Origin of the sequence: Pseudomonas sp. NPDC089743, from assembly GCF_044748785.1 — a bacterium.
GTDB lineage: Bacteria > Pseudomonadota > Gammaproteobacteria > Pseudomonadales > Pseudomonadaceae > Aquipseudomonas > Aquipseudomonas putida_X.
Genome location: NZ_JBIVGS010000007.1, coordinates 126,838 through 152,870, shown reverse-complemented (window position 1 = coordinate 152,870; position 26,033 = coordinate 126,838). Strand labels below are relative to the sequence as shown.

The window sequence follows — 26,033 nt, the reverse complement described above, 5'->3', positions numbered from 1 at the left end:
ACGCCATGCGCCTCGACCGCTTCCTTGCCAACCTGCCCAGCTACAACCGCCAGCAAGTACGCTTGCTGCTGGTACAGCGCCGCGTGCGGGTGGATGGCGAAACGGTAACCGACCCGCAGGCCGAAGTCCGTGTGTTCAGCCGCATCGAGGTGGATGATCAGCTGCTGCAGGCCGGGCGCCCGGCGCGCTACCTGATGCTGCACAAACCGCCCGGCTGCGTCAGCGCCACTCACGACCCACAGCACCGCACCGTACTCGACCTGCTGCCTGCGCCGTTGCGCGAGGACCTGCACATTGCCGGGCGGCTCGACTACAACACCACCGGCCTGATGATCCTGACCAACGACGGCCAGTGGTCCCGGCGCCTGACGCAGCCGGCGACGAAGCTGCCCAAGCGCTATCGGGTGGAAACGGAAGATGAAATCGGCGCGCACTACATCGACACGTTTCGCGCAGGCTTCTACTTCGCCTTCGAAGACCTGACTACCCTCCCCGCGCACCTGGACATCCTTGGCCCGCGTACGGCGCAGCTGTCCATCACTGAAGGGCGTTATCACCAGGTCAAGCGCATGTTCGGCTACTTCGACAACAAGGTTGTGGGGCTGCACCGCGAAACCATGGGGGCGATACAGCTCGATCCAGGCTTGGCGCCGGGCGAATTCCGGGCGCTCACGGCTGCAGAAATCGCCTCGATCTAGACCGGTTCAGGCACGGCCAACATGTCGTACGACCGCCCGGCGAGAAAAGTCACAATTTTATCCAGCCGGCACTTGCGGGATACCAGACCCGATGCTTGACTCCTAACTTGTCGGTCCGGGCGTGACTCGTCGGTCACGCTGCGCGCCACGACATCTTTTTGTCGGCTACCCAAGGCCTCGATGCCTTGGAGCACGGCAGATTGCCCGCCAAAAACAATACCGTCGACACGTGTGCCAAGGATCGACACAGGGCCCGGTAATTCCTTCAGGCAAATGCCTACCTGTCATAAAGAACGTGCACCCTAGGTGACGCGAACACCCTTTTTGCGCCAGGAGTCGATGACATGAGGCCAGAAATCGCTGTACTTGATATCCAAGGTCAGTATCGGGTTTACACGGAGTTCTATCGCGCGGATGCAGCCGAAAAGACGATCATCCTGATCAATGGCTCGCTGGCCACCACGGCTTCGTTCGCCCAGACGGTGCGTAACCTGCACCCACAGTTCAATGTCGTGCTGTACGACCAGCCCTACTCGGGCAAGTCCAAGGCGCACAACCGCCAGGAACGCCTGATCAGCAAGGAAGACGAGGCGCATATCCTGCTTGAGCTGATCGAGCACTTCCAGGCCGACCACGTGATGTCGTTCTCCTGGGGCGGTGCCTGCACCCTGCTGGCGCTGGCGCACCAGCCGCGTATGGTGAAAAAGGCGGTGGTCAGCTCGTTCTCGCCGGTGATCAACGAACCGATGCGCGACTACCTGAACCGCGGTTGCCAGTACCTGGCTGCCTGCGATCGCTACCAGGTCGGCAACCTGGTCAACGACACCATCGGCAAGCACTTGCCATCGCTGTTCAAGCGCTTCAACTACCGGCACGTCAGCAGCCTGGACAGCCATGAATATGCGCAGATGCACTTCCACATCAATCAGGTACTGCAGCATGACCTGGAACGGGCACTGCGGGGCGCACGTAACATCGACATCCCGGTGCTGTTCATCAACGGCGACCGTGACGAGTACACCACAGCCGAAGACGCTCGCCAGTTCGGCAAGCATGTCGACAACAGTCACTTCACGGTGATCCGTGATGCCGGGCACTTCCTGGACATGGAAAACAAGACGGCCTGCGAAGCCACCCGCAGCGCGTTGCTCGGTTTCCTCAAGCCGACCGTGCGCCAGGTGCGGGCACGTACTGCGTACAACGCCAGCCAAGAGCAGCATGCATGGGCAATCTGAGTGCATCGGCGCCCTGTAGCCATGGCCTGCAGGCTAAGGGCGCCGACAGTTTTTTTTCACCGGTTTATAACGAGGGCTTCTAATTCCAGGCAGGTTCTGGTAAAAAGTCGAGCGCAGACGCGGGTATAGTTTAATGGTAGAACAGTAGCTTCCCAAGCTTCCGACGAGGGTTCGATTCCCTCTACCCGCTCCACTCCGCATCCCCCGCATGGCGTTCCAGCAACGTCATCGCTGCCCTAGAGGCGAAGATCATCCGCAAGCCGGCCGGCTTGACACCTTCAAACGCTCAGTACCCCAGCCTTTTCAGCACAGCCGACTCACGTTCAGCCGCGCGATCATAAAAGCGCAATAGCGCACCCGCCCTGTTGGTGAAGATCCCGTCCACCCCCGCCTTCATGGCTGCGTCGAAGTCCTGCGCCTCGTCGAGCGTATAAACGTGCACCAACAGCCCACGCTCATGGCTGGCCTGGTTCATCCATGGCTCAATGAGATCGGCGTAGCTCTGTTCGCCCAGCTTGCCGCGCTTGGCAGAAGGCCCGGTTCCAATTGCACCGCCCTGCTTGGCCAAGTCCAGCCAGCGCAGGAATTCAGCCCGGCTCTTGGGTTGTTGGCGGGCATAAAAAGCGGCCTTGTCGCTTTCGCCTGAACCCGCGAAATCGTGTCCCGAGGCCGGTGCGATGGCCTTGGTACCCACCCACAGCAGCAGAATCTTCGGTACCTGCGGCATCGTCTCGTGCAGCAGCGCCAGGCTGTTGCGGTCGAATGTCTGCACTACCACGCGCCCAGGCCGGTCGAGCCAGCCACGGGCCTTCAAGCGCTCCTTGAGCTGGCGCTCAATACCGGGAAACTGGCTGGGCACCTTGGTCTCGATGTACAACCCGGGCTGGCGCTGCGGGTTGCCTTCGGCAATATCGATGACTTCGTCGAGGGTGAGGATCGGCAGTTTGGCGAACGACGCCCGTGCACGTGCCGGATGGGCCTCGTTGAACCAGCTGCCGGCGTCCAGGGACTTGAGCTCGGCAAGGGTAAAGGCACTGACTGGGCTGTGTTTGCGCTCGGGGAAACGCTTGGCGACATCGCTGGTACGTGACAGCTCATCGTCGTGGACCACAACCAGCACGCCGTCGCGCGTGCGCTGCAGGTCCAGTTCCAGATAGTCGGCGCCCAACTCACGGGCCAACAGGTAAGCGGGCTTGGTGGATTCCGGTGCATCATAGGAGGCGCCGCGGTGAGCGATCACTGCCGGGTAGGGTATGCCATGGGCTGCGGCGAGGGCCTTGCCGTCCGTTGCCAATGCCACGCAGGCCGGCCCCAGCGCTGCCAAGGCCAGCATCCCGATCAAACAATTGCGCATCTGAAGTCCTCTTTCGTTCTGCGAACCTGGTCGTGGCTCTAGCGCAACCCTCGCACACATTGCATGACATGCTAAAGTCGCCCCCGTTTCCCGCTCCAGCGAATGGACCCATCATGCCCGCACTAGACGCCCACCTCGCCACCTGGCAGGAACTCGCCCACCGCCACCCTTGCGAAGCCCTGCTACTGGGCAATGGCGCCAGCCGTGTGCTGTGGAAACCATTCGGCTACTTTTCGCTGTTCGAAGAGGCCCAGCGCGCCGGCCGCAAGAAAGGGCTGGCGATCAGCGACCAAGCCTTGTTCAAGTCCTTGGGCACCGAACTGTTCGAACCGGTGCTCACTACACTGAACCAGACCGTGCGCGCCAATGCGGCGCTGGCGATCAACTCTACTGCACCGCTGAACCGCTACTACTCGATCAAGGAAGCGCTGATCCACGCCGTGCGCACCGTGCACCTGCCATGGCCAAAGATGCCAGTGACGACCCTGGCGTCCATCAACCAAGCCTTACGCGGCTACCGTAGTGTCTACACCAGCAACTATGACCTGATCCTGCCTTGGGCAGTGCAGCATGCACCTGAGGGCTTCGCCACGCTGTTCGATGAGCAAGGTTTCTTTGACGTACGCCGCACCCGCAGCGAAGGGACGCGCGTGCTCCATGTGCACGGTGGCCTGCACCTGCTCAAGCTGCCAGACGGCACCACCCGTCAGCGCAGCGCCGAAAGCGCCGAACTGCTGGACGGCTTTGCCGTGAACATCCCGGGGGAAGTGCCGCTGTTCGTCAACGAAGACCGGAGCGACGAAAAACTGCGCGCCATCCGCAACTCGGACTACCTGGGCTGGTCCCTGGGCCAGTTGGCCCAGGAAAGCGAGGGCCTATGCTTGTTCGGGCAGCATCTCGACAGCAGCGACCAGCATCTGCTCGACGCCATTCGCCAGGCGCGGCCGCGCCATGTTGCGATTGCCATACGGCCGTTGAGCGAGGCTTCGGTGATCAATCAGAAGCAGCACTTTGTGGAACGGTTTGGTGATCTGGCGGGCACAGCGCTGCGTTTCTTCGATGCGGGTACGCATCCGCTGGGGGCTGCAGCATTGGCGATCGAAGTGCCGACGGTGCGCCGTTAAGACCGCTTCCAGGGTTCGCTCTCAATAAGCAAAAGCCGTGTGCCCTTGATCGTGCGTGCATGAGCGCTTAACACATCGTGACCATCGCATCCTGAGTCAGGCCAGCATGTCTTGGCCGATGCTATGACTTCCGCTGGTCTGCAACCAGGCCAGCACGTTGGCGATGCCAAGGGAGGTACTCCCTTGATGCGAACTCCATTCCGGCATCATGAAGGCATGAATCAACTTCCCTCATGGGTGGCGTATCTATGCCTGGATAGTCACGTACCAACCATGCACTTTCGAAAGTGCACACCAGATCTCAAATATCTAGCTCGAACTACCCACTAATAAGAAAAATCCCACGCAACGCAGCGCCATATCTGTAGTACACATCTGAAAAAACAGGTATTCACGAGAATACCCTTGACCTATTAGCAATACAGCTATTGTATTGACACTACGAAACTTCGTTACCCGATGAAATGCGACACCAGGCAACAGCATCTTGAAAATCACGTCATGCATCGCCTAGATACATTAAATTCAAGTGCGATACCTAGCCCACAACAGCACATCGAAAGCGCGCGCTGAAAGGCAACACTACAAACGACATTACCGACACACCGAGTGCAGCCTCACACTATAAAACCAATCAGGGCTTTAGCATATGAAACTCATCATTATTGGCTACGGAGCGGTATCCAGCGCAGTACTCCCTCTCCTTATCAATGAATTACGCGACGAAATAAAATCGCTAAAAATCATCGCCCCTTCAGTGAACGACAAAGAGACAAAGGAACAAGGGCTGCGCGTCACTTGGGCTCATCAAAAACTAACAAAATACAACTACAGATCCGTTCTGAAGGAACTTGATGACGAAACATTTCTCATCAATCTATCAGTCGACGTTTCATCCTTAGATCTGATCGCGCTCTGCCATGAAAATAATGCTATGTATCTGGATACCTGCATTGAGCCATGGGCGGGGCACTACACCGATCCCAGCATTCCACCTGCAAACAGAACAAATTACTCTTTGCGAGAAAGCATGCTCGCATTAAAGCGCGCATTGCATAATGGGCCAACCGCGATCATTGCTCATGGAGCGAATCCCGGGTTGGTGTCTCATTTCGCCAAACAGGCTCTGCTCAATATTTCCCAAGACCTACATCCATCCAGTAACGCGAGCCCGATTACACGCCAAGACTGGGCGCGATTAGCTTGGCAACTGAATATCAAGACCATTCACGTTGCGGAACACGACACCCAGGTAGCAGATAAATCCAAAAACCCAGGGGAGTTCTTAAACACTTGGTCTGTAGATGGTTTTATCGGAGAGGGATGCCAGCCCTCAGAGCTGGGATGGGGAACTCACGAACAACATTTGCCCGACGACGGTCACTTCCATACAACATCTGAAAGTAAGTCAATTAATCTGAATCGCCCAGGCGCGTCGGTGCGCGTAAAAACCTGGACACCTGCCTACGGCCCCTGCCTAGGATTACTGATTACCCATAACGAGGCGTTGTCACTGTCAGAATACCTGACCTATAAAGACGACCGTGGGCTCATCTACCGACCTACAGTCCACTATGCCTATCACCCCTGCAATGACGCTATTCTTTCCATTCATGAACTTAGTGGCAATTTATGGCAGCCGCAACCGCGTAAACGAGTGCTTCGGGGAGACGAAATCGTTTACGGTTCAGATTATCTGGGCGTGCTTCTCATGGGCCATGAAAAGAATGCTTACTGGTATGGCTCAGTACTCGAAAACTCCACTGCTCAGCGTCTTAACCCCCAGAGTTCGGCCACCACCTTGCAAGTGGCTGCTGGGGTCCTGGCTGGCGTTAAATGGGCAATTGCTAATCCTAAGCAGGGGCTTGTGGAAGCGGAAGAAATTGATTTTAGACTCGTACTGGAGGTCGCTCAGCGTTATTTAGGAGATATGGTCGGCGCTTACACAGACTGGACACCGTTTAGTAAATCTAAAGCACTATTTCCAAACGAGCGTGCCGGTGCCGGCGTCGACGAAGACTGGCAGTTTGCAAACTTCCTTGAATAGATGAGGGATGCATCGATGAATTACAAAAAAACGGCTATTGGACTCAAATCCTATGACTGGTCATCTGTAGAGTTACTAAATGATCTGTCTCCCACCTCCATTACTGGTTGCAAAGAAAAAATCAAGAGCCGCGAGGAGAATTTCTGGCATGACATGAGCTCTGAGTTTGACTCAAAACATTTCCTCACCTACCTCTTAAGCCGGAATGATCTTGACCTGAGCGATGAGTTTCTGGAGTTTGTCTGCCTTTGGCACTTGGACGAGCAAAATCATTATCGAGGCCTCCGCAAAATCAACAGCGTTCTCTACGGACAAAGTGAGGCATCCATCGATGAGAGAATCAGATCAAGGGAACCAGACTTTAGGTCAATCGCGCCATTTCTCGCCGATGAATTCACAGTATTGCTTTCTATCGCATTCGATGAAATCACAAGTACACGGGCGTACAAACAAGACTTCAACCTCTTTGATAGCCTCGGCCCCGACTGCCTGTCAACTTGGATTAGAAATGCCGCCCGGGATGAGGCTGCACATTATGGAAACGCTATAAAACTTTTAAAACTAAATCACTCCTCCAGATTTGAAGAAGCTCCTGACTTATTAGACAACATCGTTTCCTACGAGAGTTCTCAAGCGTTTCTGTACCAGAATACCTTCATTTTCGACCATGACACCGATGATTTTTCGACGGCATTACTCAACCATAGCCGCTCTACGATTCTTGAAGTTCTAGGCAGGCCAACATGAGCTGGTTATATTTTTCGCTGATGGCGCCACTGCTGTGGAGTCTCTCTAACATGGTGGACAAATTTGCGATCAATAACATCACATCGCACTATATTTCATTCACCTTTCTGCTGAGCATTGGCAACATATTCTTCGCCATTGGCATTTACTTTTTGCTTCGACCAACTGATCTAGACCCTTGGACCGCAAGTATAAACTTACTGTCCGGCCTGGCAATATTCTTGCAATATTTCGCCTATAGCTATTCACTTGAGGAAATGGACGTCTCCGCCGTAATCCCGATTCATCAATCGGAACCGCTGTTCGTTCTCATCGCCTCAGCATTGCTATTCAATTCGATCCCCACATACGGGCAGGCAAGTGGATTCGTGCTGATAACCGGGGGTATTCTGCTGCTCTGTATTTCACGTAAAACAATGAGCGGATTAGGTCAGAAGAGGCACCTATCAATGATTTTGGTGTCCGCTTTTTTCGGTGCGGCATCCACCATCATCTCAGATGAAATACTCAAAACAAAAAGCCTGGAATCTGTACTGCTTTTCAACTTTGCAGGCTACGCACTTGGCGGGGTACTGCTCTTGCTAGTACCCTTCTGCCGAAAGCTGATCACTCAAGACCTGAAGCGACTAACCACCAAAGAATATTGCATTTTTGGCACCACCAATACCTTGGATGTAGGCGGCTATGTTTTTTTCATGGCTGCATTGTCTGCAGGTGGTGGAGCTGCACTGGTATCCGTCGTCGTCAGCATACATCCACTGTTTGTTCTTCTCTTCGGTTACGTAGCAACACGGTATTTTCCGAATACGCTAACCGAAGATATCGCGCCGACAAGCTTATTCCGAAAAATTGCTTCAATACTCGTAATCGTGGCTGGCGTCGCGGTGATCTCACTGACTGCGCGCTGATGGCAGAGCTGCGCAGGTTTATCGTTTTCGGGGCTAGCGTAACTCCACGGTCCGACCGGCCGCTAGCCCCGTGACGGGTTTAAATCAAGCCATCCCCTCGCAACAACGTCTCCAGGCAATGCTCCTGCACGCCATAAAACGCTTTCAGTTGCGCAATCTTCTCCAGCAACGCTTGCGCCGGTGCGGGCTGTTTGCGTTTCACGGCAAGAATCATCTTGTTCTTGTTGGTGTGCTCCAGCGAGATGAACTCGAACACCTTGGTCTCGTAACCACAGGCTTCCAGATACAGCGCGCGCAAGCTGTCAGTGAGCATCTCGGCCTGTTGCCCCAGATGCAGCCCGTATTGCAGCATCGGCTGCAGCAAGCCTGGGCTTTGCAGTTGCGGGCGAATTTGCTTGTGGCAGCACGGTGAGCACATGATGATCGCGGCGTTGCAACGGATTCCGGTGTGGATCGCGTAATCAGTTGCAATGTCGCAGGCATGCAGGGCGATCATCACCTCGATGGCCTCGGGTACGACGCTGCGCACATCGCCGCACTGAAACTCAAGGCCCGGATGTTCCAGACGCGAAGCGGCTGCATTGCACAAATCGACCATGTCCGGACGCAGCTCCACCCCGGTCACCTGCGCCGTGCGGCCCAGGCTGTTGGTCAGGTAGTCGTGCATGGCGAAGGTCAGGTAGCCCTTGCCTGAGCCGAAGTCGGCCACCCGCAGCACCTGCTCAGCCGGCACCGGCGCATTGGCCAGGGCGTGATCGAACACTTCAACGAACTTGTTGATCTGCTTCCACTTGCGCGACATGGACGGGATCAGCGCTCCCTGTGCGTCGGTCACGCCCAGATCACGCAGGAAGGGGCGCGACAGTTCCAGGTAACGCTTCTTCTCGCGGTCGTGGCCCGTGCTGGCAGCAGCGTCGCGCGGCGCCTGCGCACCGTGGCGCTGGAGCATCGGCTTGCCCTTTTTGCTGAAGGTCAGTTGCACTTCGCCCTCGGCGTCGAACAAGTGGGCATTGCGAAAGCTTTCCGGCAGCAGCCCGGCAATCAATGCCTGGGCCTGCTCCAGCGGCACGTTACGGGTGATGTCGCGCGTTTGATGGCGGTAGACCAGCGACAGGTTGGCCTGCCCTTTGACCTGCACCGGCTTGGCGATGATCCGCTGCAGGGTCGGGTCGGCGCCGACATGGCGCGCCAGCACCAGCTTGACCAGGGTGTTGCCGTGCAAGGCAGCACTCAGCAGGTCGAGAAACTGGGCGCGCGCATCCGGCGCGATGGAAGCGGAAGTACTGGCGGACATGGAAAACAGGTGCCTCGGATAGCGGTGAGTGCGTTGCACAATGCCGCGCATTCTACGTTGATGCCCGGCTCAGGCGAAGGTTTTCGCGATGGGCGTGGTTCACTCCAGAATCACCAGGCGGTTCGGCAGCTCGTTGCCTGCGTGGGTGCGTGGCACGTGCTCGCACAGCCGCTCACCGCAAGCCTCGATGCACTCGATGAAGCCCAGAAGGGTGTGGCCCTGGCGCACCTGCTCGGCAAAGCGGGCGCCGATCACCGCACGCGCACGGGCATCGAGGTGCCGATCGATACCTTGATCGACCAGAATCTCCACATGCAGCTCAGCTTCGGCCACGAAGATCAGCCCCCCAGCCCCCTTGGCCGTGCAATGCAGTCTCTGCTCGCGAAACTGTTGCCGGGCCAGGCGCGATGCCCGCCAGCGGCGCAGCGCAGGGGGCACCAACCAGGCGTTCAGGCGTGGGATGCGCAGCAGCGCGCACAGGCCAATGAACAGCAGCAGGTTGGCCACCAGCAGCGCGTGCCCAACCGGCCAGCCCAGCACCAGCTGCAGCAGGCCAGGCCCCGCCAGCGCCAGCACGGCGGCCCAAAACAGTGGAAGATAGGGGTAATCATCGGCGCGTCGGGCCAGCACGGTCACCAGCTCGGCATCGGTGCGCCGTTCCACGCGCGCTATGGCCTCAGCGATCTGGCGCTGCTGGTATTCGTCGAGGGGGGTCATGCCTTCGGTCTCTGATCGTTTTTATAGTTGTTGTCCCGGCACGCGGGCGATCCTCAGCGAGCGACATAATCAGGCATAATCCGCCGCTGGAATTAATGCCGGTAAATCGTACAACAATAGCCGCCTGAAAACTTCTGCCGCGCGCGTATCACTGTGGATACGGCACAGGCCTCGACAACGGGATTCATGATGAAACTGTCTTTGCTGGGCCTGGCCTTGGGCCTTGCCAGTCAGGCGGCCCTTGCCGCCCCCACCGCCCCGCCCCTGCAGGACAAGCAGGCATTCATCGAGCATCTGATCAGCCAGATGACCGAGGCTGAAAAGATCGGCCAGTTGCGCCTGATCAGCATCGGCCCGGAGATGCCACGGGAAAAGATCCGTGAGGAAATCGCCGCAGGCCGTATCGGCGGTACCTTCAACTCGCGCACCGCCCCCGAGAACCGGCCCATGCAGGACGCCGCCATGCGCAGCCGCCTGAAGATTCCGATGTTCTTCGCCTACGACACCATCCACGGCGAGCGCACCATTTTCCCGATCGGCCTGGGGCTGGCTGCCACCTGGGACATGGACGCCATCGCCAAGGTCGGCCGCACTTCGGCCATCGAAGCCGCCGCCGACGCCCTGGACATGACTTTTGCGCCCATGGTCGACATCGCCCGCGACCCTCGCTGGGGCCGCACCAGCGAGGGCTTCGGTGAAGACACCTACCTGACCTCGCGGATCGGCCAGGCGATGGTCCGCTCGTTCCAGGGCAGCAGCCCGGCCAACGCCGACAGCATCATGGCCATCGTCAAGCACTTCGCCCTGTATGGCGCGGTGGAAGGCGGGCGCGACTACAACACGGTCGATATGAGCCTGCCCAAGATGTACAACGACTACCTGCCGCCCTACCGCGCCGCGCTCGACGCTGGTGCCGGCGGGGTGATGGTAGCGCTGAACTCGATCAACGGCGTACCGGCCACCTCCAATACCTGGCTGATGAACGACCTGCTGCGCAAGGAGTGGGGCTTCAAGGGCGTGACCATCAGTGACCATGGCGCCATCCAGGAGCTGATCCGCCATGGCGTTGCCCATGATGGTCGCGAAGCGGCCAAACTGGCGATCAAGGCCGGCATCGACATGAGCATGAACGACACCCTGTACGGCGAAGAGCTGCCAGGGCTGCTCAAGTCAGGCGAGGTGACCCAGGCCGAACTGGACCAGGCCGTGCGCGAAGTACTGGGCGCCAAGTATGAAATGGGCCTGTTCAAGGACCCGTACGTGCGTATCGGCAAAGCCGAAACCGACCTGAAGGATTACTACGGCGAGGACCGGCTGCACCGTGAGGCCGCCCGCGACGTGGCGCGCCGCAGCCTGGTGCTGCTGGAAAACCGCAAGCAGACCCTGCCGCTGAAAAAAACCGGCACCATTGCCCTGGTCGGCCCGCTGGCCGATGCGCCGATCGACATGATGGGCAGCTGGGCTGCCGACGGTAAGCCGATGCACTCGGTCACCGTGCGCGAAGGCCTGCGTCGCGCCGTCGAGGGCAAGGCCAAGCTGGTCTACGCCAAAGGCTCCAACGTTACCGGCGACAAGGCGATCGTCGATTACCTCAACTTCCTCAACTTCGATGCTCCGGAAATCGTTGACGATCCGCGCCCGGCCGCAGTGCTGATCGATGAAGCGGTCAAGGCAGCGAAACAATCCGATGTGGTGGTGGCGGTGGTGGGCGAGTCCCGCGGCATGTCCCACGAGTCGTCCAGCCGCACCACCCTGGAGATCCCGGCCAGCCAGCGCGAGCTGATCAAGGCCCTGAAAGCCACCGGCAAGCCGCTGGTGCTGGTGCTGATGAACGGCCGGCCGCTGTCGATCGCCTGGGAACGCGAACAGGCCGATGCCATCCTGGAAACCTGGTTCGCTGGCACCGAGGGCGGCAATGCCATCGCCGACGTGCTGTTCGGTGACTACAACCCGTCGGGCAAGCTGGCCATTACCTTCCCGCGTTCGGTCGGGCAGATCCCGATGTATTACAACCACACGCGCATTGGCCGCCCGTTCACCCCAGGCAAGCCGGGCAACTACACCTCACAGTACTTCGAAGAGCCAAACGGCCCGCTGTATCCATTCGGTTACGGCTTGAGCTACAGCACTTTCGAACTGTCGGGGCTGAACCTGTCGCACGAGGACCTCAAGCGCGGCGACACGCTGGAGGCCAAGGTGACGGTGAAGAACACCGGCAACGTCGATGGTGAGACCGTGGTCCAGTTGTACCTGCAGGACGTCGCGGCCTCCATGAGCCGTCCGGTCAAAGAGCTCAAGAACTTCCAGAAAGTGATGCTCAAGGCCGGAGAGTCGCGGACCTTGGCCTTCCGTATCAGCGAAGAAGACCTGAAGTTCTTCAATGGGCAGCTGCAGCGGGTCGCTGAGCCTGGCGCGTTCAATGTCCAGGTCGGCCTGGACTCAGAGGCGGTGCAACAAAAGGGCTTCAACCTGCTGTAACGGCCCTGCAAGCCTTACCGTCCTCTCGCTGGCTTGACGGCGACAGGACGGTACGGACAACCCCATCATCCGGACCTGCCCCATGCCATTTTCCTTTCGCGCCCTGCGTTTGGGGCTGATCACCCTGCTGATCCTGGCCGGCACTGCGCTCAGTGCCGGCTGGGCCATGCAACAGGCCAAGCGCCAAGCCATGGAGGAGGATGCCCGCCGCGCCAGCCAACAGTTGGGGCTGTACGCCACCTCGCTGCATACCTTGATCGAACGCTATCGCGCCCTGCCTGCGGTGCTGGCGCTGGACCCTGAACTGATCCAGGCACTGCGCGGCCCGATCAGCGAGCCGGTGCAGAACGCACTCAACCGCAAGCTCGAACGCATCAATGGTGCCGCCAATTCCTCCACCCTGGAGCTGCTCGACAGCACCGGGCTTGCCGTGGCGGCCAGCAACTGGCGGCTGCCCACCACCTACGTAGGCTCCAACTACGGCTTTCGCCCGTATTTCAAGCAAACTCTCAGCCAGGGCAGCGGCCGCTTCTATGCCGTGGGCGTGACCAGCGGCGTGCCGGGGTATTTCCTGTCCAGTGCAGTCACCGATGAACAAGGGCGCTTTCTCGGGGCCATGGTGGTCAAGCTGGAATTTCCCGAACTTGAACGCGAGTGGCGCCAGGGCAACGACATCCTGCTGGTCAGCGACGCCCGCGGTATCACCTTCATCGCCAACCAGGACGGCTGGCGCTACCGCGAACTGCAACCGCTCAGCGGCCCCGATCGCGCAGAACTGGCCGAGACCCGCCAGTACGACAAGCAGCCGCTGATACCGCTGCAGCATCAGGTGCTGACCCGCTTCGCCAGCAACAGCACCCTCAGCCGCGTGCAGGGGCCTGATGGGCCGGCCGAGTACCTGTGGGAAAGCCTGCCGCTGGAAAGTGAAGACTGGACCTTGCACCTGTTGCGCAAACCACAACTGGCCGCTGATGGCCGTAACGCAGCCCTGGGCGCGGCCGCCGCGTGGCTGAGCCTGGTGTTCGCCGCACTGTTGGTCAGCCAGCGGCTGCGCCTGGCCCGCTTGCGCCGGCGCAGCCGCGAAGAGCTCAAGCGCCAGGTGGAAGAGCGCACCCGCGAGCTGCGTACCGCCCAGGAGGGCCTGGTGCAGTCGGCCAAGCTGGCCGCACTGGGGCAGATGTCAGCCGCCATGGCCCACGAGATCAACCAGCCACTGACAACCCAGCGCATGCAACTGGAAACCCTGCGCCTGCTGCTCGATCACGGCCGTTACGAAGAGGCACGCCAGGCGCTGGAGCCGCTGGAGCAGATGCTCACGCGCATGGCCGCGCTGACCAGCCACCTGAAAACCTTCGCCCGTAACAGCCCGGTCGGCCTGCGCGAGCGGCTGGACCTGGCGACCGTCGTCGATCAGGCCTTGCACCTGCTGGACACACGCATCCGTAACGACGAGGTCGAAGTGGCGCTCTACCTGGCCCGCCCGGCATGGGTGCGCGGTGATGCGATCCGCCTGGAGCAGGTGCTGATAAACCTGCTGCGCAACGCCCTCGACGCCATGGCCGACAAACGTTACAAACGCCTGGAAATCCGCATCGAGCCCGAGCACGATCAATGGCGCCTGAGCGTGCTCGACTCCGGCGGCGGGATTGCCGAGCCCGACCTGGCCAAAGTGTTCGACCCCTTCTTCACCACCAAACCCGTGGGTGAAGGGCTCGGCCTGGGCCTGGCGATTTCCTATGGCATCATCCATGAGGCCGGCGGCCAGCTGCAGGCCGAAAACCTGCCAGGCGGTGCGCGCCTGAGCCTAACTCTGCCCCGTGACCTGGAGCCTGTATGTTGAATTCAGTGATCGTCGTCGATGATGAAGCCAGCATTCGAAGCGCCGTCGAGCAATGGTTGAACCTGTCAGGTTTCAACGTGCAATTGTTCGCCCGCGCCGAGGACTGCCTGGCTCAGTTGCCCCGTCATTTTCCAGGGGTCGTGATCAGTGACGTGCGCATGCCGGGCATGGGTGGCTTGCAGCTGCTCGAGCGCGTGCAGGCCGATGACCCGGACCTGCCGATCATCCTGCTGACCGGGCATGGCGATGTGCCGATGGCGGTGGAAGCCATGCGCAACGGTGCCTATGACTTCCTGGAAAAACCTTTCACCCCACAGCACCTGCTCGGTAGCCTGCGCCGCGCGCTGGAGAAGCGCCAGCTGGTGCTGGAGAACCGCCGCCTGCATGAGCAGGCAGACCTCAAGTCGCGCCTGGAATCCACGCTTCTGGGTATGTCCCAAGGCCTGCAACAATTGCGTCGGCAGGTGCTGGACCTGGCCAGCCTGCCGGTCAATGTGCTCATCCGCGGCGAAACCGGCAGTGGCAAGGAGCGCGTGGCGCGCTGCCTGCACGACTTCGGCCCGCGTGCCGGCAAACCCTTCGTGGCACTCAACTGCGCAGCCATTCCTGAGTCGCTGTTCGAAGCCGAGCTGTTCGGCCACGAAAGCGGTGCCTTTACCGGCGCCCAGGGCAAGCGCATCGGCAAGCTCGAATATGCCAACGGCGGCACGGTCTTTCTCGATGAAATAGAAAGCATGCCACTGGCCCAGCAAGCCAAACTGCTGCGGGTGATCCAGGAGCAGAAGCTGGAAAGGCTGGGGGCCAATCAGAGCATCAGTGTGGACCTGCGAATCATCGCTGCAACCAAGCCTGACTTGCTTGAAGAAGCGCGGGCCGGGCGTTTTCGCGAAGACCTGGCCTACCGCCTGAATGTCGCCGAGCTGCGCCTGGCGCCGTTGCGCGAGCGGCGCGAGGACATCCCGCTGTTGTTCGAACATTTCGCCCATGCCGCAGCGCAGAAACTCGGCCGCTCAGCCCCGCCGCTGTCGGGTACGCAACTGGCGCAGCTGCTGTCCCATGACTGGCCGGGCAACGTGCGGGAACTGGCCAATGCCGCCGAACGCCACGCCCTGGGTTTGGGTTCGCCGAGGCTGGACAGCTTGCCTGCAGGCCCTTCCCTGGCAGCGCAGATGGAAGCGTTCGAGGCGCAATGCCTGCGCGCGGCACTGCGCTTGCACAAGGGCGAAATCAAAGGGGTGATGCACGACCTGCAACTGCCCAGGCGCACCCTCAACGAAAAAATGCAGCGCCATGGGCTGGTACGCGAGGATTTCATCGCAAGGGAATGAGCGGAAATCCGCCTATAGACTTACCTCAATAAGCAAAAATCCGCTTACTGCTACCTATTTTCATAGGCCTGCCCTGCAGTTCCTCACCTGCGAGCTCGCGCCGATGCAACCGCGACGGGCCAGCAGCAGCGCGCCTCCCGTGGCCCCGGCACGCCCACCAACGGCGCGACGCGCCCTCAAATGAATCACCACGCACCCGTTTGGCACACCTTCTGCAATCTTGCTGGCAAGCTGCGCTTCGGCGCGCTCCACAAAAACAACGAGAAGGTATCCCTGATGGATAACGCCACCTCCCTGCCAACCGGGGCAGCTGTCGCGCCCGCCGCAGAAAGAACCACCGCCAGCCGCCTCAAGTCGATCTTCAGCGGCTCCATCGGCAACATGGTCGAATGGTACGACTGGTACGTCTACGCAGCATTCTCGCTGTATTTCGCCAAGGCCTTCTTCCCGGCCGGCGACTCCACCGCACAACTGCTCAACACTGCCGCGATTTTCGCCGTGGGCTTCCTCATGCGCCCGATCGGTGGCTGGCTGATGGGCCTTTACGCCGACCGCAAGGGGCGCAAGGCTGCGTTGATGGCGTCTGTGCTGCTGATGTGCGCCGGCTCCCTGGTTATCGCCCTGACCCCGGGTTACGAAACCATCGGCGTCGCCGCCCCCGTCCTGCTGGTCATCGCCCGCCTGCTGCAGGGCCTGTCGGTAGGTGGTGAATACGGCACCTCGGCTACCTACCTCAGCGAAATGGCCAGCAAGGACCGCCGTGGTTTCTTCTCCAGCTTCCAGTACGTCACCCTGATCTCCGGCCAGCTCATCGCCCTGGCGGTACTGATCGTTCTGCAGCAGACGCTGACCACCGAGCAACTGTATGCCTGGGGCTGGCGCGTGCCGTTCGTGATTGGCGCACTGTGCGCGGTGGTCGCGCTGTATCTGCGCCGTGGCATGGAAGAAACCGCCTCGTTCACCAAGAAGGAAAAGGCCAAGGAAAGCCTGATGCGCACCCTGATGCGCCACCCCAAGGAACTGATGACCGTGGTCGGCCTGACCATGGGCGGCACCTTGGCCTTCTATACCTACACCACCTACATGCAGAAATACCTGGTCAACACCGTCGGCATGAGCATCAGTGATTCGACCACCATCTCGGCGGCCACGCTGTTCCTGTTCATGTGCCTCCAGCCAATCATTGGCGGCCTGTCCGACAAGATCGGCCGTCGCCCGATCCTGATTGCCTTTGGCGTGCTGGGCACCCTGTTCACCGTGCCGATCCTCAGCACCCTGCACACCATCCAGACCTGGTGGGGTGCGTTCTTCCTGATCATGGCCGCGTTGATCATCGTCAGCGGTTACACCTCGATCAACGCCGTGGTCAAGGCGGAACTGTTCCCGACCGAGATTCGCGCGCTGGGCGTCGGTCTGCCTTACGCCCTGACCGTCTCGATCTTCGGCGGCACCGCAGAATACGTAGCCCTGTGGTTCAAGAGCGCCGGGATGGAGAGCGGTTTCTACTGGTACGTCACAGCGTGCATCGCTTGTTCGTTGTTGGTGTACGCAACCATGAAGGACACCAAGCAGCATTCGCGGATTACGACTGACTGACCGTGATCCTGCGGTTTGAAAAGGGGCGCCCAAGTAACTGGGCGCCCCTTTTTTCATTGTGCAAAAACGCATTTGTGATGCCGCTGAGTGCAGGGTTCGAGTGTTCTGCCGCCCGTGACACCGGCCCTTCAGCCAACCCAATACCCGCCTTAACTCCGCATTAATTCCGCTGCGCCATCCTGCATACGCTGATAAGGCCATTGCACGCGAACTGCCTCACCGGCGTTCCGGTGGCTTCACCAAGTGCGATGTTCGCCATTGGCGGGCCCCAAAACATCTACTAATTCGATCTGTTAGCGCGGATTTTTGCGCTTTTTAATCAAATTAATCGGCGTAGCATTGAACCCATAGAAACGAAACACCTTTCGAACCCAACGGAGCAACGACCATGAAAAACAAACTGATCCTTACCCTGGCCTTCTCGGTTTTCGCCACTGGCGCCTTTGCCGAAGATGGATTCGATCGCACCAACAGCCACAGCTTCGCAGCGGCCCACAGCCAAGCGGCCACTTACGCTGAAGACGGTTTCGACCGTACCGGTGCACAGCGCTTCGCCGAAGACGGCTTCGACCGCACTGGCGCACAGCGCTTCGCCGAAGACGGCTTCGATCGCACTGGCGCACAACGCTTTGCCGAAGACGGCTTCGACCGCACTGGCGCACAACGCTTCGCCGAAGACGGCTTCGACCGCACTGGCGCACAACGCTTCGCCGAAGACGGCTTCGATCGCACCAACGCCCACCGCATCAGCTGATCCCTGATGCGTGCCACCAGCCCGGCCTCGGTCGGGCTTGATCATTTCCAGGCGGGCACAAGCTTGGCACACTAGGCGCCTCGTCCCCTCTGGAGGTAGGGCCCCAAGCCCCACAGATGTACTACTACGAACCCGCCAAAGGCCACGGCCTGCCCCACGACCCGTTCAATGCCATCGTCGGCCCACGTCCGATCGGCTGGATCTCCTCCCAGGACCGCGAAGGCCGCTTGAACCTCGCGCCCTACAGTTTCTTCAATGCCTTCAACTACATCCCGCCAATCATCGGTTTCTGCAGCGTCGGGCGCAAAGACAGCCTGAACAATATCGAGCAGACCGGCGAGTTCGTCTGGAACCTGGCCACCCGCCCGCTGGCCGAAGCCATGAACCAGAGCTGCGCAGCCGTACCGGCAGAGGTCAACGAATTCGACTTGAGCGGGTTGACCGCAACCCCGTCGAGCCTGGTGAAGGTGCCCCGCGTGGGCGAAACCCCGGTGGCCTTCGAATGCAAGGTGAGCCAGATCGTCCAGCTCACAAGGGCCGACCAGGAGCCGGTGCCGAGCTGGCTGATACTGGGCGAAGTGGTGGCGGTGCACATCGCTGAGCACCTGCTCAAGGAGGGTATCTACGATACCGCGGCCGCCGAGCCGATCTTGCGAGGCGGTGGCCCGGCGGACTACTTCGAACTGGGCAACCTGTTCAAGATGAGAAGGCCACAGGTGTGATCACCAGAGCAATTCGCCTTCTTCACCCACGCCCTTGAGGCGATCAAGCTCAGCGCAGGCGGCCTCGTCGGCCGCCATGGCGCTCTTGAACACCTGGCCATCGAGCACCTTGTGGAAACGCGGCGCTCCCCCCATGCCCAAGGCCTTGACCGCGATCGCAGCGTGGTAACCGCCGCCCTCCACCGGGACCATCGCCGAAACCGCTTCGAAATGCGGGAATTCTTTACGTGCCATTGTTGCAATCCGCGTCGTTGATCGAGGGGCGGGATTCTACCCCGCGCGGCGTGGCATTCAACCAAAGGTATGCAGATCCAGGCTGCTGACCACCTGGGCTTGCACCAGCTCGCCGAACACCTGCAGGGCTGGCGACTCGAAATAACCTGTCATCGCCTGCTGGTCACGCCAGCTCCCGCTGAGCAGCCAAAGATCGGCATCGGCCTGCGAGCGCTGTACAGTAAAGCTCAGGCAGCCAGGCGCGCTCAGCGAGGGTTCGAGCAGGTCCCGCAAACGCACGCCGAGCTCTGCCGAGCGACCACTGCTGGCACGGATGAAAGCCAAATGGGTGACCGATTGTAGAAGGGCCATTGCACGATCTCCTTGGAGCAGATGGACGGGAAAACCAGGCTGCCAAGGTTAGTGGCGCCCTCGCGCGGCGCGTTAGGCCATTACTGCACGTCGATTGCCTGATCCTGCCGCGCGGCAGGATCAGGCAATCGACGTGCAGCTTTGGACTAGCGCCCACCCTTGCCCAAACCTATGCTGCGTCGGTCAGCAGAGGAAAGCCATCATGACCCCCGTCCCGTCCATTGATCCGACTCTGGAAGTACAGCGCCAGGAACTGGCCGAGCTGATCGGACGACATGCCGGCGAGGCACACGGCCCCGCGTCGGCCATCGACGACCTGTACCTGGTGCGCTACACCGAGAATGTGCGCTCGGTGCCGACCTTGGCCCAGCCGGCTCTGTGTGTCCTTGCCCAGGGCAGCAAGACGCTGTTTCTGGGCGACGAGCAGTATGCCTACGACCCGCTGCATTACATGGTGGTGTCGGTGACCCTGCCGCTCAGCGGCGCGAAGCTCGATGCCAGCCCGGAAAACCCCAGCCTGGGCCTGCGCCTGGACCTCGACCCGGCCGAGATCAGCCAGTTGATCGCCGAAAGCGGGCCGATGCTGGTGCCCAACCTGCCCTCAGGCCGCGGCCTGTACGTGGAAAGGACCGATCCGCAACTGCTCGACGCACTGCTGCGCCTGATTCGCCTGCTGGACTCGCCGCGTGACATCGCCATGCTCGCGCCGCTGATCCGCCGGGAGATCCTTTACCGACTGCTGCGCGGCCCTCAGGGCTACCGCCTGTATGAAATAGCCCTGGCCAACAGCCAGACGCACCGGGTGTGCCAAGCCATTACCTGGCTCAACCAGAACTTCCAGCAGCCGCTGCGCATCGAACACCTGGCGCGTGAGGTCAACCTCAGCACGTCAACCTTGCACCACAGGTTCAAGGCCGTGACCTCCATGAGCCCGTTGCAATACCAGAAGCAATTGCGCCTGCAGGAGGCCCGCCGCCTGATGCTCAACGACGGCCTCGAGGCGGCGGTGGCAGGTTATCGGGTGGGCTATGAAAGCCCCTCGCAGTTCAGCCGCGAATACAGTCGGCTGTATGGCGCCCCGCCGATCCGGGATGTGGCACGGCTGCGGGCCAGTGCCGGGTGATGGTTTGCGGGCTCAGCCTTTGACCGCTGCCTGCCACTGGTTCTGATCGACCTGGATCAACGTCGGCCCATTACGCTCCACGGCCCTCCCCAGGGCCGCCTGCAGCTGCTGCACATCGCCGACCTGTTCCGCTTCAGCCCCCAAGGCACGTGCCACGCCGATGAAATCGGGGGTATGGATATCCACCCCGACCGGTTCGATGGCACGGTTGACCATGTACTTCTTGATTTCCTCATAGCCCTGGTTGTTCCACAACAGCACGATAAGCGGCACCTGGGCCTCCACCGCACTGGCCAGCTCCGGCAAAGTGAACTGCAGCCCACCGTCCCCGATCAGGCACACTGCCGGGGCACGCGCGGCGGGTCGCTCGGCACTGCCCAGCCACGCCCCCATCGCCGCTGGCAGCGCATAGCCCAAGGTGCCGTAGCCGGTCGAGGCATTGAACCAACGGCGTGGCTGGTCCATATCCAGGGTCAGGTTGCCGCTGTACACAGGCTGCGTCGAATCGCCCACCAGGATAGCGTTGGGCAAACGCTCCAGAATGCTGGTCAGCAAACGGGTCTGGCTCAGGGTTGGCGGGTCCCATGTCGCGCTCAGTGACGCGCGCAGGCGCGCTACGCGTGCCGCCCCCCACGCGCCATCGCGAGCAGGCTGTGGCAGGTCGTGCAGGGCATCGAGCAGTGCCTGCGCTGCCAGCTCGGCATCGGCGACCAGCGCCAGCTCCGGCAGGTAGTTGCGTACGGTCTGGTCCGGATCGATGTCGACGCGCAGCAGTGCGCCAGGGATTTCAAAGCCGCCCTTGAATGTCACGTCGTAGTCGGTTTCAGCCAGCTCGGTGCCAATCGCCAGCACGACATCAGCCTCTGCCACCAGCGCACGGGTAGCGACCAGCGACTGGGTCGAACCGATCTGCAACGGATGGTCAGAGGGCAGCAGGCCCTTGGCATTGATGGTGAGTGCCACCGGTGCCTGCAGATACTCGGCCATGCGCGCCAACCCAGGGCCGGCAGCCAACGCACCGCCGCCGGCCAGGATCAATGGCTTGCGCGCCTTGCCCAGACGTTCGGCCATCCGTGCCACCGCCTGCGGCGCGGCGCCCGCACGGCTACTGCGCACAGGGCGCCCCGGTAGCAAGTGGTCGGCAGGCTCGACCAGCACATCCAACGGAATCTCGATATGAACCGGGCGCGGCCGGGCGCCATCGAACACGGCGAACGCGCGCGCCAGTACCTGCGGCAAGTCATCAGCGCTCATCAAGGTGTGCGAGAACGCGGCCACCCCAGCCACCAGGGCGCTCTGGTTGGGCAGCTCGTGCAGCTTGCCACGCCCCCCGCCCAGCTGGCTGCGCGACTGCACGCTGGAAATCACCAGCATCGGGATCGAATCAGCGTAAGCCTGGCCCATCGCGGTGGTGATGTTGGTCATCCCGGGGCCGGTGATGATGAAACATACCCCCGGCGTGCCACGCGTACGCGCATAGCCGTCAGCCATGAAGCCCGCGCCTTGCTCGTGGCGCGGTGTGACATGCCGGATCGACGAGCCCGCCAGGCCTCGGTAGAGTTCCACGGTATGCACGCCGGGAATGCCGAAAACATGGTCAACGCCATAGCCTTCGAGGAGTTTGACCAGTACTTCGCCGCAGGTAGCCATCACGCTTCACCTTGTATCCGTTGGAATCTGCGCTCATTGGACCCAACCGGGGCTATCGCGACAAGGCAAAAAAAAACATACTAGCCATGTCTTTAAATCATGGCTTGAGCGATGAAACGCCTACCACCGCTTTCCTCCCTGCACACCTTCCTGATCACCGCCCAGCACTGCAACTTCACCCGTGCCGCACAGCAGTTGCATATCACCCAGGGCGCCGTCAGCCGGCAGATCGCTGGGCTCGAAGAGCACCTGGGGTACGCCTTGTTCCAGCGCCAGGCCCGTGGCCTGAGCCTGACCCGTGAAGGGCAAGACTGGCTGCCGCGCGTGCAGCAGGTATTTGCCTTGATCGATCAGGGCGTACGGGAAGTGGGCGGGCGCAGCGCGACCCTCCAGCTCAAGGCGCCGACCTGCGTGATGCGCTGGTTGCTGCCGCGCCTGATGGAATGGCAGGCGCTGCGCCCGGATGTGCCTGTGGAGCTGACCACCACAGTGCAGCATGGCGTGGATTTTCGTCGTGAAGGGTTCGATGCAGCGGTCGTCTACGGCGATGCGCCGAAACATGGGCTGCACGTGTGCAAGCTGTTCGATGAACAGCTCACGCCGGTATGCGCCCCCTCGTTACTGGCAGGGCCGGTGCCACTGAAAGAGGTTGGGGATCTTCAGCGCCACATGCTGCTGCACCCCTCGCGTGATGAGCATGACTGGCGCCTATGGCTACAGGCCGCTGGGGTCGCCTTCGACACTCAAGGGCCCCGGCAGCATTTCGAAACCTTGGACATGGCCATGGCAATGGCCTCCCAGGGCACCGGGGTGGCCATAGGTGATTGGGCGCTGATAGGTGACGACCTGAAAAGCGGCAGGCTGTGCATGCCGTTCGGGCTCAAGGTGATGACCGGCAAAGGCTATTACCTGGCCTGTCAGGCCAGGAATGTGCCGCCTGGGCTGGTCGAGTTGATGGCTTGGCTGCAAGCGCGCGCCAACCGCTGAACGGCTGGGCCCCAAGCGCGGCAGTATCGGCAAGCACCGGCCAACGAATGCCCTAGGGTGCTTGCCCGTTGAGCGCCGCCCGCCAGGCGGAACGGCGCCATGCCGGTCACTCGTCGACGCTCATGTATTCCTTGGCCCAGCGGATGTAGTCCTCAGGCTGGGTGTAGGTGTGCGACAGCTCGGTGGCGGTGAGGTTTTCCGACTTGTTCTGCCGACCGCGCTGCAGGCGCAGGCAGTCATAAGTGGCCTTGATCGCGGCAAAATAGGCGGCATGGCCATCGACCACGATCCGCACGCCAAGGCGCGCCAGGCGCTCATCGTCGTGCAGGTTCGGGTTGGCATAGGTCACCAGCATCAGCGGCACGCTCAGGTGCTCGGCAATCTGCTCCAGTTGCTCGAAGTCTTTGACACCCACCATGCAGATGGCGTCGGCACCGGCCTTCTGGTAGCTCTGCGTGCGCACGATGATTTCTTCGGTGCTGAGCACACCGGCGTTGGTCCGGGCGATGATCGACAGCGACGCGTCTACCCGTGCCTCCAGCGCCGCACGGATCTTGCCAACGCCCTCCTCGACCGGGATCAGGTCGGTGGACTTGCGCCCGAACTGGGCCGGCAGCAGCGTGTCTTCGATCGTCAGCGCAGCCACACCGGCGCGCTCCAGTTCGACGACGGTGCGCATGACGTTCAGCGCATTGCCATAACCGTGGTCGGCATCGGCGAGCACCGGCAGCTGGGCCACCCGGCCGATGCGGGTAGCCTGCTCGACGAATTCACTCAGCGTGATAAGGGCGAAGTCTGGTGCGGCCAGCACCTGCAGCGAGGCGACCGAGCCGCCGAGAATGCCGACTTCGAAGCCCAGGTCAGCGGCAATACGCGCCGACATCGGGTCGAACACGGACGCCGTGTGATAGCAGGAACCTGAAGCGAGCAGCTCGCGGAAGGCAAAACGCAGATCTTGATGGGAAGCCTTGGGCATGATCACTCCGCTTATACGTAAAATTGAACGGTTGCTACCGACCCCTGAATCGGGTCTACCTGACCTGTTCCAACCGTCGCCATCTGGGCGGTCATGCTCGACATGCAGGCAGAGGAATAAAAGGTGTGGGAAACAGCGGCACTGGAAACCTGCGACATAATGTTGCACCACGCTGGTGCAACCCCAGGATTCAAGGCTCTGCGGCCTATGCACGATATCACGCGGCCATGCAGCACTGGATGAATGCGCCAATGCCGATCTTGCATAGGCGATGCAGATAGTGGATAGGTAGCTACCTAAGTCGGGTTACAATTGCGCCCTTCATGCCGACCCGTTCCGCGGGCCGGCAAAGCCACCGCCGTCGTTCAAACAAAGGTACCCCCGTGACCGCCGCCCTGCCTCCTGCCGGCCTGCGTAACGTGCTCAACGCGTTGATGCTGGCCATTTTCCTTGGCGCCCTGGACCAGACCATCGTCGCCGTCTCACTGCCCGCCATTTCTGCGCAGTTCAATGACGTCGGGCTGCTGGCCTGGGTGATTTCGGGCTACATGGTGGCGATGACCGTGGCGGTGCCGATCTACGGCAAGCTGGGGGACCTGTATGGGCGCCGCCGCATGATCCTTACCGGCATCAGTCTGTTCACCCTGGCCTCCATCGCCTGCGCCCTGGCCCAAGACATGCAGCAACTGGTGCTGGCGCGCGTACTGCAAGGCATCGGTGCGGGCGGAATGGTCTCGGTGAGCCAGGCGATCATCGGCGACTTCGTGCCGCCGCGCGAGCGTGGGCGCTACCAGGGCTATTTCAGCAGCATGTATGCCGCAGCGAGTGTGGCAGGGCCGGTGCTAGGTGGCTGGCTGACCGAATACCTGTCGTGGCGCTGGGTGTTCTGGATCAATCTGCCCTTGGGCTTGGTCGCCCTGTGGGCCCTCCACCGCGCCCTACGGGGCATACCCGTGCAACGGCGGCGGGCCCAGGTGGACTATGTGGGGGCGGTTTTGTTGATCCTTGGCCTGGGCAGCCTGCTGCTGGGCATTACCCTGGTCGGCCAGGGCCATGCCTGGACTGCGCCCGCCGTGGTGGCCCTGTTCGCCTGCGCCGGGCTTGGCGCGGCCTTGTTCATCGGGCATGAACGTCGCTGCCAGGAGCCATTGCTGCCACTGGGGCTGTTCGGCAACCGGGTTGCCGTGCTGTGCTGGGCGGTGATTTTCTTCGCCAGCTTCCAATCGATCTCTCTGACCATGCTGATGCCCCTGCGTTACCAGGGCATCACCGGGGCCGGGGCCGACAGCGCGGCGCTACACCTGCTGCCTTTGGCCATCGGCTTGCCTATCGGTGCATTCACCGGCGGGCGCATGACCAGCTTCACTGGCCGCTACAAGCCGCAGATCCTCGCCGGTGCGTTGCTGATGCCGGTGGCAATCTTCGCCATGGCCATCACCCCACCACAGTCGGGCGTACTCAGCGCGCTCTTCATGCTGTGCACCGGGATCGCCTGCGGGCTGCAGTTCCCGACATCGCTGGTAGGCACACAGAGCGCTGTGGAGAGCAAGGACATCGGCGTGGCCACCAGCACGACCAACCTGTTCCGCTCACTGGGCGGCGCGATGGGCGTGGCATGCATGTCCAGCGTATTGCTGGCACTGCTGCATCAGGGTGGGTTCGAGTTGCTGGGTAATCCGTTGCTGGGGAGCCTGCAGGCAGGCGAAGCGGACCCAGCAACCCAGGCACGATTACTGGAAACCTTCAGGTACCTGCTGCTGGGCAGCGCCGCAGTGGCGATGCTCGGGCTGGTCGCGGCGGTGGCATTGCCAGACCGGCAGTTGCGTGGACGCTAGGGGCACACCTTGAAGGTATTAATCATCCCTTAATA

The 26,033-nt window shown here is 60.9% G+C and carries 22 protein-coding genes and 1 tRNA gene; 16 read left to right on the top strand and 7 right to left on the bottom strand.

Translation table 11 applies throughout. The features are described 5' to 3' along the window. The first annotated feature begins 5 nt into the window (after positions 1-5). From ACIPZC_RS14940 to ACIPZC_RS14930, 3 genes are all read left to right on the top strand, one after another. On the top strand, positions 6-698 hold the full coding sequence (locus ACIPZC_RS14940) for a pseudouridine synthase (RefSeq protein ID WP_400627738.1): 693 nt from the start codon (positions 6-8) through the stop codon (positions 696-698). Positions 699-1,042: 344 nt separating this feature from the next. After that, complete coding sequence (locus ACIPZC_RS14935; RefSeq protein WP_400627736.1) at positions 1,043-1,933, top strand: alpha/beta fold hydrolase; 891 nt, start codon at positions 1,043-1,045, stop codon at positions 1,931-1,933. 119 nt (positions 1,934-2,052) lie between these two features. Beyond that, a tRNA-Gly gene (locus ACIPZC_RS14930) sits at positions 2,053-2,126 on the top strand. 93 nt (positions 2,127-2,219) lie between these two features. Here ACIPZC_RS14930 and ACIPZC_RS14925 read toward each other — a convergent pair. Then, positions 2,220-3,287, bottom strand: a complete 1,068-nt coding sequence (locus ACIPZC_RS14925) for a glycerophosphodiester phosphodiesterase (RefSeq protein ID WP_400627734.1) — start codon at positions 3,285-3,287, stop codon at positions 2,220-2,222. Positions 3,288-3,400: 113 nt separating this feature from the next. On the opposite strand from ACIPZC_RS14925, the gene ACIPZC_RS14920 reads away from it, so the two are divergent. The 4 genes from ACIPZC_RS14920 to ACIPZC_RS14905 all read left to right on the top strand — a co-directional run bounded on the left by ACIPZC_RS14920 (position 3,401) and on the right by ACIPZC_RS14905 (position 8,113). Beyond that, a complete protein-coding gene (locus ACIPZC_RS14920) occupies positions 3,401-4,411 on the top strand; it encodes a DUF4917 family protein (protein ID WP_400627732.1) in 1,011 nt (336 codons plus the stop codon). A gap of 649 nt (positions 4,412-5,060) precedes the next feature. Beyond that, on the top strand, positions 5,061-6,458 hold the full coding sequence (locus tag ACIPZC_RS14915; RefSeq protein ID WP_400627730.1) for a saccharopine dehydrogenase C-terminal domain-containing protein: 1,398 nt from the start codon (positions 5,061-5,063) through the stop codon (positions 6,456-6,458). Between the two features lie 15 nt (positions 6,459-6,473). Beyond that, the gene (locus ACIPZC_RS14910; RefSeq protein WP_241804808.1) at positions 6,474-7,205 is read left to right on the top strand and encodes a hypothetical protein; all 732 of its coding nucleotides are present in this window, start codon (positions 6,474-6,476) and stop codon (positions 7,203-7,205) included. Then, the gene (locus ACIPZC_RS14905) at positions 7,202-8,113 is read left to right on the top strand and encodes an EamA family transporter (RefSeq protein WP_400627728.1); all 912 of its coding nucleotides are present in this window, start codon (positions 7,202-7,204) and stop codon (positions 8,111-8,113) included. The genes ACIPZC_RS14910 and ACIPZC_RS14905 overlap by 4 nt, the downstream gene beginning before the upstream one ends. Positions 8,114-8,192: 79 nt before the next feature. Here the strand turns inward: ACIPZC_RS14905 and ACIPZC_RS14900 are convergent, their stop codons facing one another. Beyond that, entirely contained in the window at positions 8,193-9,407 is a 1,215-nt protein-coding gene (locus ACIPZC_RS14900; RefSeq protein WP_400627726.1) for a class I SAM-dependent methyltransferase, read from the bottom strand. A 99-nt stretch (positions 9,408-9,506) separates the two neighbouring features. After that, on the bottom strand, positions 9,507-10,124 hold the full coding sequence (locus ACIPZC_RS14895) for a TPM domain-containing protein (protein ID WP_400627724.1): 618 nt from the start codon (positions 10,122-10,124) through the stop codon (positions 9,507-9,509). A gap of 186 nt (positions 10,125-10,310) precedes the next feature. On the opposite strand from ACIPZC_RS14895, the gene bglX reads away from it, so the two are divergent. From bglX to ACIPZC_RS14865, 6 genes are all read left to right on the top strand, one after another. Further along, positions 10,311-12,602: a beta-glucosidase BglX gene (gene bglX / locus ACIPZC_RS14890; protein WP_400627722.1), complete on the top strand. Its 2,292-nt coding sequence runs from the start codon at positions 10,311-10,313 to the stop codon at positions 12,600-12,602. An 82-nt stretch (positions 12,603-12,684) separates the two neighbouring features. Next, the gene (locus ACIPZC_RS14885; protein ID WP_400627720.1) at positions 12,685-14,442 is read left to right on the top strand and encodes an ATP-binding protein; all 1,758 of its coding nucleotides are present in this window, start codon (positions 12,685-12,687) and stop codon (positions 14,440-14,442) included. Further along, positions 14,436-15,770, top strand: coding sequence for a sigma-54-dependent transcriptional regulator (locus tag ACIPZC_RS14880; RefSeq protein WP_400627718.1), 1,335 nt, complete (start codon positions 14,436-14,438; stop codon positions 15,768-15,770). Before ACIPZC_RS14885 ends, ACIPZC_RS14880 begins: the two co-directional genes overlap by 7 nt. A 276-nt stretch (positions 15,771-16,046) precedes the next feature. Continuing rightward, positions 16,047-17,366, top strand: coding sequence for an MFS transporter (locus tag ACIPZC_RS14875; RefSeq protein ID WP_241804801.1), 1,320 nt, complete (start codon positions 16,047-16,049; stop codon positions 17,364-17,366). A gap of 388 nt (positions 17,367-17,754) precedes the next feature. Then, positions 17,755-18,120 carry a heme utilization protein gene (locus ACIPZC_RS14870; RefSeq protein WP_349976199.1) on the top strand — a complete coding sequence of 122 codons (366 nt, stop codon included), beginning with the start codon at positions 17,755-17,757 and terminating at the stop codon, positions 18,118-18,120. 116 nt (positions 18,121-18,236) lie between these two features. After that, positions 18,237-18,842, top strand: a complete 606-nt coding sequence (locus ACIPZC_RS14865) for a flavin reductase family protein (protein WP_400627715.1) — start codon at positions 18,237-18,239, stop codon at positions 18,840-18,842. Here the strand turns inward: ACIPZC_RS14865 and ACIPZC_RS14860 are convergent, their stop codons facing one another. Both ACIPZC_RS14860 and ACIPZC_RS14855 read right to left on the bottom strand, forming a co-directional pair. Continuing rightward, complete coding sequence (locus ACIPZC_RS14860; protein WP_349976197.1) at positions 18,843-19,076, bottom strand: hypothetical protein; 234 nt, start codon at positions 19,074-19,076, stop codon at positions 18,843-18,845. Positions 19,077-19,133: 57 nt separating this feature from the next. Continuing rightward, positions 19,134-19,427 carry an antibiotic biosynthesis monooxygenase family protein gene (locus ACIPZC_RS14855; protein ID WP_400627712.1) on the bottom strand — a complete coding sequence of 98 codons (294 nt, stop codon included), beginning with the start codon at positions 19,425-19,427 and terminating at the stop codon, positions 19,134-19,136. 202 nt (positions 19,428-19,629) lie between these two features. Here ACIPZC_RS14855 and ACIPZC_RS14850 point away from each other — a divergent pair, with 202 nt between their 5' ends. After that, entirely contained in the window at positions 19,630-20,550 is a 921-nt protein-coding gene (locus ACIPZC_RS14850; RefSeq protein ID WP_400627710.1) for an AraC family transcriptional regulator N-terminal domain-containing protein, read from the top strand. Between the two features lie 12 nt (positions 20,551-20,562). On the opposite strand, the gene ACIPZC_RS14845 is transcribed toward ACIPZC_RS14850, so the two are convergent. Further along, positions 20,563-22,200, bottom strand: a complete 1,638-nt coding sequence (locus tag ACIPZC_RS14845) for a 5-guanidino-2-oxopentanoate decarboxylase (protein WP_400627708.1) — start codon at positions 22,198-22,200, stop codon at positions 20,563-20,565. A gap of 111 nt (positions 22,201-22,311) precedes the next feature. Between ACIPZC_RS14845 and ACIPZC_RS14840 the strand changes: the two genes are divergently transcribed. After that, positions 22,312-23,187: a LysR substrate-binding domain-containing protein gene (locus ACIPZC_RS14840; protein WP_400627706.1), complete on the top strand. Its 876-nt coding sequence runs from the start codon at positions 22,312-22,314 to the stop codon at positions 23,185-23,187. A 106-nt stretch (positions 23,188-23,293) separates the two neighbouring features. Here ACIPZC_RS14840 and ACIPZC_RS14835 read toward each other — a convergent pair whose 3' ends face one another. After that, the gene (locus ACIPZC_RS14835) at positions 23,294-24,163 is read right to left on the bottom strand and encodes an oxaloacetate decarboxylase (RefSeq protein ID WP_241804793.1); all 870 of its coding nucleotides are present in this window, start codon (positions 24,161-24,163) and stop codon (positions 23,294-23,296) included. A gap of 383 nt (positions 24,164-24,546) precedes the next feature. Here ACIPZC_RS14835 and ACIPZC_RS14830 point away from each other — a divergent pair, with 383 nt between their 5' ends. Next, complete coding sequence (locus ACIPZC_RS14830; RefSeq protein WP_400627704.1) at positions 24,547-25,998, top strand: MDR family MFS transporter; 1,452 nt, start codon at positions 24,547-24,549, stop codon at positions 25,996-25,998. Positions 25,999-26,033: the final 35 nt, after the last annotated feature.

Excerpts from the sequence above, each read along its gene's own strand:
- ACIPZC_RS14940 (WP_400627738.1), top strand. The coding sequence starts at position 6 with ATGCGCCTCGACCGCTTCCTTGCCAACCTGCCCAGCTACAACCGCCAG.
- ACIPZC_RS14935 (WP_400627736.1), top strand. The coding sequence starts at position 1,043 with ATGAGGCCAGAAATCGCTGTACTTGATATCCAAGGTCAGTATCGGGTT.
- ACIPZC_RS14925 (WP_400627734.1), bottom strand. The coding sequence starts at position 3,287 with ATGCGCAATTGTTTGATCGGGATGCTGGCCTTGGCAGCGCTGGGGCCG.
- ACIPZC_RS14920 (WP_400627732.1), top strand. The coding sequence starts at position 3,401 with ATGCCCGCACTAGACGCCCACCTCGCCACCTGGCAGGAACTCGCCCAC.
- ACIPZC_RS14915 (WP_400627730.1), top strand. The coding sequence starts at position 5,061 with ATGAAACTCATCATTATTGGCTACGGAGCGGTATCCAGCGCAGTACTC.
- ACIPZC_RS14910 (WP_241804808.1), top strand. The coding sequence starts at position 6,474 with ATGAATTACAAAAAAACGGCTATTGGACTCAAATCCTATGACTGGTCA.
- ACIPZC_RS14905 (WP_400627728.1), top strand. The coding sequence starts at position 7,202 with ATGAGCTGGTTATATTTTTCGCTGATGGCGCCACTGCTGTGGAGTCTC.
- ACIPZC_RS14900 (WP_400627726.1), bottom strand. The coding sequence starts at position 9,407 with ATGTCCGCCAGTACTTCCGCTTCCATCGCGCCGGATGCGCGCGCCCAG.
- ACIPZC_RS14895 (WP_400627724.1), bottom strand. The coding sequence starts at position 10,124 with ATGACCCCCCTCGACGAATACCAGCAGCGCCAGATCGCTGAGGCCATA.
- bglX (WP_400627722.1), top strand. The coding sequence starts at position 10,311 with ATGATGAAACTGTCTTTGCTGGGCCTGGCCTTGGGCCTTGCCAGTCAG.
- ACIPZC_RS14885 (WP_400627720.1), top strand. The coding sequence starts at position 12,685 with ATGCCATTTTCCTTTCGCGCCCTGCGTTTGGGGCTGATCACCCTGCTG.
- ACIPZC_RS14880 (WP_400627718.1), top strand. The coding sequence starts at position 14,436 with ATGTTGAATTCAGTGATCGTCGTCGATGATGAAGCCAGCATTCGAAGC.
- ACIPZC_RS14875 (WP_241804801.1), top strand. The coding sequence starts at position 16,047 with ATGGATAACGCCACCTCCCTGCCAACCGGGGCAGCTGTCGCGCCCGCC.
- ACIPZC_RS14870 (WP_349976199.1), top strand. The coding sequence starts at position 17,755 with ATGAAAAACAAACTGATCCTTACCCTGGCCTTCTCGGTTTTCGCCACT.
- ACIPZC_RS14865 (WP_400627715.1), top strand. The coding sequence starts at position 18,237 with ATGTACTACTACGAACCCGCCAAAGGCCACGGCCTGCCCCACGACCCG.
- ACIPZC_RS14860 (WP_349976197.1), bottom strand. The coding sequence starts at position 19,076 with ATGGCACGTAAAGAATTCCCGCATTTCGAAGCGGTTTCGGCGATGGTC.
- ACIPZC_RS14855 (WP_400627712.1), bottom strand. The coding sequence starts at position 19,427 with ATGGCCCTTCTACAATCGGTCACCCATTTGGCTTTCATCCGTGCCAGC.
- ACIPZC_RS14850 (WP_400627710.1), top strand. The coding sequence starts at position 19,630 with ATGACCCCCGTCCCGTCCATTGATCCGACTCTGGAAGTACAGCGCCAG.
- ACIPZC_RS14845 (WP_400627708.1), bottom strand. The coding sequence starts at position 22,200 with ATGGCTACCTGCGGCGAAGTACTGGTCAAACTCCTCGAAGGCTATGGC.
- ACIPZC_RS14840 (WP_400627706.1), top strand. The coding sequence starts at position 22,312 with ATGAAACGCCTACCACCGCTTTCCTCCCTGCACACCTTCCTGATCACC.
- ACIPZC_RS14835 (WP_241804793.1), bottom strand. The coding sequence starts at position 24,163 with ATGCCCAAGGCTTCCCATCAAGATCTGCGTTTTGCCTTCCGCGAGCTG.